Source organism: Burkholderia sp. TSV86 (assembly GCF_001522865.1).
Lineage (GTDB): Bacteria > Pseudomonadota > Gammaproteobacteria > Burkholderiales > Burkholderiaceae > Burkholderia.
In genome coordinates this window covers 1-5,253 of sequence record NZ_LOWB01000086.1, presented here as the reverse complement: position 1 = coordinate 5,253, position 5,253 = coordinate 1, and the positions used below count along the sequence as shown (strand labels likewise).

At 62.0% G+C, this 5,253-nt stretch carries 5 protein-coding genes and 1 pseudogene; 2 read left to right on the top strand and 4 right to left on the bottom strand.

Translation table 11 applies throughout. The annotated features are described in order from the left end of the window. Positions 1-412 precede the first annotated feature (412 nt). Complete coding sequence (locus WS68_RS15895) at positions 413-679, top strand: hypothetical protein (RefSeq protein ID WP_059571728.1); 267 nt, start codon at positions 413-415, stop codon at positions 677-679. A 112-nt stretch (positions 680-791) separates the two neighbouring features. Here the strand turns inward: WS68_RS15895 and WS68_RS15890 are convergent, their stop codons facing one another. From WS68_RS15890 to WS68_RS15880, 4 genes are all read right to left on the bottom strand, one after another. Then, complete coding sequence (locus WS68_RS15890) at positions 792-1,079, bottom strand: type II toxin-antitoxin system RelE/ParE family toxin (protein WP_059571727.1); 288 nt, start codon at positions 1,077-1,079, stop codon at positions 792-794. Next, positions 1,076-1,525 (bottom strand): antitoxin PaaA2 family protein, encoded by a 450-nt coding sequence (locus WS68_RS15885; RefSeq protein ID WP_059571726.1) that lies wholly within the window; start codon positions 1,523-1,525, stop codon positions 1,076-1,078. The genes WS68_RS15890 and WS68_RS15885 overlap by 4 nt, the downstream gene beginning before the upstream one ends. A gap of 11 nt (positions 1,526-1,536) precedes the next feature. Next, positions 1,537-1,671 (bottom strand): hypothetical protein, encoded by a 135-nt coding sequence (locus WS68_RS29280; RefSeq protein ID WP_269434548.1) that lies wholly within the window; start codon positions 1,669-1,671, stop codon positions 1,537-1,539. A gap of 447 nt (positions 1,672-2,118) precedes the next feature. Continuing rightward, positions 2,119-4,725 carry a S9 family peptidase gene (locus tag WS68_RS15880; protein WP_059571725.1) on the bottom strand — a complete coding sequence of 869 codons (2,607 nt, stop codon included), beginning with the start codon at positions 4,723-4,725 and terminating at the stop codon, positions 2,119-2,121. Between the two features lie 322 nt (positions 4,726-5,047). On the opposite strand from WS68_RS15880, the pseudogene WS68_RS15875 reads away from it, so the two are divergent. Continuing rightward, positions 5,048-5,191 (top strand): annotated as a pseudogene (locus tag WS68_RS15875) (helix-turn-helix domain-containing protein); the annotation flags it as partial. Positions 5,192-5,253 lie beyond the last annotated feature (62 nt).

Genomic DNA, 5,253 nt, shown 5'->3' with positions numbered 1-5,253 from the left:
ACTATCGGCAGTTTGAGGACGTCGCCAAGGCGGCCTGACTCAAACAAATCGGTCTCCGATGAACCCGGGGCGATTCAATTCTCGACCTTCTCGATCGGCTTGACGCCGCGAAGATTCACTACACCCTGAGCCGCAATCGGCCGGATACGGTGCTGGTGTCGATTGCCGTGGTTGGGATGCGCGTCGAGGTGGACGTCTTCCGGGACGGTCGCATCGAGGTATGCGTGTTCAGTGGCTCCGAAGGGCAAGTCGACGATTGGTCTTACCCCGGTTTGGTGGACACTTTATCCACTTGAACCGAGGAGTCAGAAATGACGAAGCAGCACTGTCCGTTCGCGCTGCAGCTCACGCTGCGGCGGCTACCGGATCGTCGCCCGGCACGGGCAGGGAAACCTCGATCCGGAGGTCGCGCATGACGCTACGCAAACGCCGCCCGGCGGCCACCGACGAACGCCTGCAGGAAATCAAGGACGCGCGCAAGGCGGCGGCCAAGGCACAGCGTCAGCAGGTCAAACAGACTCGCGCGGATCGCGAACGCAAGGTGATGCTCGCCGGCGAAGCGATCCTTCGACGCCTCGATCGGGGCGAGTGGGACGAAGCCGATTTCCGGGCGATGATGGACGAATACGTGTCCCGCTCAGGCGATCGCGCGCTGTTCGACCTGGACACCGAAGATTGACGCCATTTTTGGTTCGGCAAAAAATTCGCGGCAAGGATCGCCGGATTCTTGATTGCGACAGAATTTTGATAATCGTGAAACACGACCCCGCGCGTGGTCGACGCCCTCATTTTCACTTGCCCTTCGGGTAGTCCTGGCGCGCGCCGATGATGCGCACGATCTCGATTACGCCGGCCGGCCGCTCGACCCGGTAGACCAGCACATGGTTGGGCGTGAGGACCATTTCACGGGTGCCGCGCACGCGGCCGGGCTTGTACAGCTCGGGATGCTCGGGCAGGGCGCTGGTCAGCTCGCCGATCCGGTCATCCAGCTCAAGCGCGGCGCCGGGATTGTCGGCCGCGATGTAATCAAAAATCCTGTCGCGATCTTCGCTCGCCTGCGGGTTCCATTCGACGATCATTTAGCCCCGCGCGCGAGCTGCTTTCGCAAGGACGCCTTCTTCGCCTCCATCCGTTGCTGCACCTCCGCGTGGGGAAGCCGCGGGCGCGGATCGTCCATCGCCTGCTGCACCTGCTCGCGGAACCACTTGTCATACGCGCGCGCGGCGTGCGCCTCCTTGAGCGCGGCCGACCGGTCGGGCCGGGTTGGGCCGCCGGCGCTCGGATCGAAGCCGGCCGCGTCGACGTCGAACCGGCTGATGCCCATGTCGCGCAGGAAGCTCACCAGCGTTTCAAGCTTGCGGAATACGCGCACGTCGCCGCGCTTGGCCGCCAGAAAGCGCTCGGTCAGGCCGTAGCGCGCCGCGATCGTCCAGCCGTTGCCGTGGCCGACGACGTGCGCCGCGCGCACCGCGCCGGCCTCTACAAGCTGGGTCAGGGTCTTTTGGTCGATGGTTTCGGTTGCCATATGGATCTCCGTCAGTGGCTCGCGTCCAGCTCCGGCCGCCATGCCTGCACGACTGCCTCGAACTGCGGGCCGTAGCCGAGCGTGTCGGGGTAGCCGTTCGCGCGCGAGGCGAACCGGAACACCATGCACAAATGTTCGGATCGCATTGGTGTCGCTCCCGGGGGGGTCAGCTGACGCTGACGAGGGTTTTGGATCAGCGCCTATTATTGTACAGACTACCAGTCGATTGTAAACCGGTAGTCCAGCTATTGTTGATCGAGGCACTACAATAAAAACCTGCGCTAATGTATTTATGTTAAATTGTTAAATGCGCATGCGCCACACCTCGGCACGCTTTGCTCGCCCACGCGCCGGCATACGCTTACACTGCCCAACGGCCTTCTCGGGCTGTTCCGTGCCGCGCGTGTCCTCCAATGCGTGTGGTCTTGCATGCCCTGGCTGATGCCAGGGCTTTTTTTGGGGCCAACGGATTCAGCAGCCTTATGCAGCCGTCCTTAATGCACCCAGTAGCAGAATTAACAGACTTCAACAGCATGATCACTTCGCCCCGCCGGTGACGCGCGATGTCGCTTGCCACCGGCGGGGCCGTCACCTCATTGCGCGTGTGACGTTGTGCTCGATGTGACCGACGCTACATCAGCGGTAGCCGCAGACTGCGCAACAGCCGTTCGCGCAGGCGCGTTCTTTACGTAGCGATCGAACCAGCGCTGCATTTCATACACGAGTTGTTCGTTCGATTCAAGTGCCGAATACCAGTGCGGTTCGTGCGGCAGCATCACCAGTCGCGTGGTACCGCCGTTTCCGCGCAGGGCCTCGTATAGCAGTGTCGCCTGAAGCGGCGTGGTGCCCGGATTCGCATCGTCCGTGCCATGCACGATCAGCAACGGTGTCTTTAGTCGGTCGGCATAGAAGAACGGCGACACCTTCAGATAAACGTCCTGAGCTTGCCAGACTGCGCGCCGCTCGTTCTGGAAACCAAACGGCGTCAGCGTCTTGTTGTAGGAGCCGCTTGTTGCCACGCCGGCACGAAACAGATTCGTATGTGCGAGCAGATTGACGGTCATCAGCGCGCCATGGCTATGGCCCGTTACGCCGATGCGGTCCGGATCCACGACGCCTAGCCGCACCGCCTCGTCGACTGCGGCCTTGGCGTCGGCGACGAGCTGTTCGTTGTAGGTGTCGTACGCGCGCTGTGGATCGCCGATGATCGGGAACGACACGTTGTCGATGATCGCGTAGCCGGCCAGCAACATCAGTCGGTAATTCTTTAGACGCGTGAAAGTCTGCTCAGAACCGCTTACCTGGCCAGCCGTCGCCGCTTGCGCATAATCAAGCGGATAGGCATACAGAATCGCGGGCACGCGTGTGCCTTCCTGGTAACCGGGCGGCGTATAGAGGGTGAACGAGAGATCGACCCCGTCGGCGCGCTTGTATTTGACAAGGCGCTTCTTGATCTGACGGACCTCCGGTGTCGCATCGATGAAATGGGTGAGCGCCATTGTGCTCGAAGCGTAGCGGGCTTCGCCGGCGGGTGCGTCAACTGGGACACCGAGCGTGCGTTCAAACAGGTTCGGCGGATCGATCGGCGACTGGTGCCAGGTCAGGAACGACTGCGTGCCGTTGCCGGTGAACGCGACAAAAGATTCGAGGGCGCGTTTGTCGCTGCGGAACAGACGCTCTGTCTTGAGCGTCTTGAGGTCAAGTCGGTCAAGAAACGGCCGATTGCCGACCGGTGAAGCGCCTGCCCCCTTGAGGAAGATCGCGCCGTCATCGACGCGGATCACCGGAAAGCCATTCGGCTGCATTCGCTTTACCGGCGTGCCGGGATTTGCATATCGCTCGTGGGTCGACATATCCCACAGCACGCGCTGCGTGACCTGGGGCGCGTCGACGTCGACCATGAAGGTGCGTCGCCAGTGACGATTGTAGTCGTACTCAGAAAGCAACGCGAGGTCCGGCTGTGATGTCCATGCAAGACCCGCATAGCGCTGATCGAGTCGCGTCACCTCACGCGGTGGCGCGTCGAATGGCGCCTTGAGCATCATCACCTTGTCGCGCTCCGGCACGTCCGCGTTCCAGTCGCCGCCGTCGAGCGCTTCTGCCCATATCAACGTGGCCGGTTCGGTCGGGCGCCACGAGAAGTCGCGCGGCCCGACCGGCACGCCGGCAATCGGCACCCGGTCGGCCAAGGGACGCGACGCGATCGGGTGAGTCACAATGTGTTCGGGGTTCGCAAGGTCCCATACCGTGTCATCGTGCGGAAAGCGCACGGCGGTGGTGACGTACGAGTACGGCCGATGGATAGTGGACACAAACACGTGTCGTCCATCGGGTGCCGGTGCGACACCGTCGTACAGCGCAGGCGCGCCGAGCGGCGTGATGGCGGCCGTGCGGGCGTCGACCAGCGTAAGTTGCGCGGCACCGTAATAGTCGAACAGCGCTTCGTCCTGTACGTCCCTGAGCGTGTCGCGCGTCTCGTAGGTGCTGCTCTGGCCGCGCTGGCCGTCGGATTCCTGGATACTCGGGCCAACCGACGTCTGTGCCGCGGCGGGCGGCGGCCCGCTGTGCGCGGGCACCAGCTTGACGAGCAGCGTGGTCTGGTTGGGCATCCATTGCAGTTCGTCACCGAACATCGGGTTCAGCTGCACGCCGGGAATTTTACGGACCGCGCCAGTGTCGCCGTCACCGACCCACAGCTCGACCGAATGTGCTGTCGCATTCTCGAACGCGAAGCGCTTGCCGTCGGCACTCCACTTCGGGAACGTTGCGCAGACGCCGTCCGGCAGCGCGACCGGTCGCGGCGTAGCACTTGAGAACGGCAATAGTTCGAAGCGCGTTGCGCAGGACGGGATGCCGTAACCACCGGGGGTATCGTGTCGGCTGCGGTTGGTCGGTTCGATGCGCACGCCGGCGAGCCGCAGGAACGGTGTCGCCACGCGCGTGATGGATGGATATTCCTGCTTGGTGACGAGCAGTGCCCGATCGGCGGTCGGACTGATAACCGGTATCGGCGGCGGCGCTGCAAGCATCACATCGAGAATCGCTTTGGACGGGTGGTTATAGGCCGATGCCGTGGTTTGGGTCGGGATGGCCGTCGTCGTTATCGCAGTCGCATCGGACTGCCGGGCGAATGCGCTCGACGCAGCGACCGATACGACGAAGGTAGCAACGGCGAGAAGGGGCGTGGCGAAGTGAGTCATGTCCGAGTCATGTACAAGAGGTGGTTCAGTTTCCCGAAGTCATCAAATTCTTCTGCGAGTCACGTCAGAACCGGAAAGTGATTCGCCGAGCAAGAAAGTTGACGATCTACAATAACACGCATGCCGCGAGATTCTCGATGATTTAAGAAGGACTACGATGATTTTCGAACACGCGCTTCAGCGCGATCTTGCATATCCGGCGGTTGACGTGCGGTGGACTAGACTAAATCTGACAGTGGTTGGTTTTTCATGCTGGCGCGCATTGGCGCGAAGGGCGTAGCCCGTAGCGGCAATGCGCGCCGCGAACAGCAAGGAGTCCACCATGACTCAGGAGCAGAAGGTAATTCGTGCCAAGGTCGGCATACTCGAGTTGGCCCGGCAGCTCGGCAACGTCAGCCAGGCCTGTCGCGTGATGGGTTACTCGCGCGACAGCTTCTACCGATTTAAGGAACTGAATCGCCCCGGGTTCATCGGAGACCGATTTGTTTGAGTCAGGCCGCCTTGGCGACGTCCTCAAACTGCCGATAG